The sequence below is a fragment of the Vibrio sp. Makdt genome, from assembly GCF_027587015.1.
Classification (GTDB): domain Bacteria; phylum Pseudomonadota; class Gammaproteobacteria; order Enterobacterales; family Vibrionaceae; genus Vibrio; species Vibrio chagasii_B.
The window spans coordinates 1-508 of the sequence record NZ_JAPPTH010000070.1 but is presented as its reverse complement, the minus strand read 5'-3'; the positions used below and the strand labels follow the sequence as shown (position 1 = coordinate 508).

2 protein-coding genes are annotated in these 508 nt (G+C 37.6%); one reads left to right on the top strand and one right to left on the bottom strand.

The genetic code is table 11. The features are described 5' to 3' along the window. Nucleotides 1-66: helix-turn-helix domain-containing protein (locus tag OH460_RS27510; protein WP_443088701.1), on the top strand; the 66-nt coding region annotated here is incomplete at its 5' end. An 18-nt stretch (nucleotides 67-84) separates the two neighbouring features. On the opposite strand, the gene OH460_RS27325 is transcribed toward OH460_RS27510, so the two are convergent. Beyond that, nucleotides 85-372 carry a hypothetical protein gene (locus OH460_RS27325; RefSeq protein WP_270000198.1) on the bottom strand — a complete coding sequence of 96 codons (288 nt, stop codon included), beginning with the start codon at nucleotides 370-372 and terminating at the stop codon, nucleotides 85-87. Nucleotides 373-508 lie beyond the last annotated feature (136 nt).

Below are 508 nucleotides of genomic sequence, written 5' to 3'. Positions count from 1 at the left end.
GCGCGGCAACTGGGCATTGCACGCTCGACAGTATATAAAGTGTTAAATGAAACTGACTCAAACTAAGCCTTTGTTTAAAAAGGCCTAAATCCAGAATAAGAATGCACTAAAAGAAACGATAATCAATAAGTAAATGACGATAGTACAAAATTGATGGTATCGGCATTCGCTGAGTATGAAGTGAACTTCCGATAAGCGAAGTTGAATAGAATCATTTTCAGGTGAGGCGTTTTCGCTACTTTGTATGTAACGTTCCAAGGAGTCGAGTTGGTTTACGATCTGACTGACGTCATTACGGAACAATGTGAATGTATGTCTAGGAAGTAGTCGAGCATTGGATAAAAGTTCTTTCGATGCCTTTTGTATGTCCATATTCCCACTCAAGCTATTCAATTATTATAAATAGTAGTGCATATAAAGAAAAGGCGCTAGGTAATAATAAATTTCATTAAATACAGATAGATAACCCTCTAAACGTACACTTTCGTTCCGTTGGACCTCAAACCCC

What these genes read in the sequence shown, in the direction of transcription:
- OH460_RS27325 (WP_270000198.1), bottom strand. Translation starts at nt 372, where the DNA reads ATGGACATACAAAAGGCATCGAAAGAACTTTTATCCAATGCTCGACTA.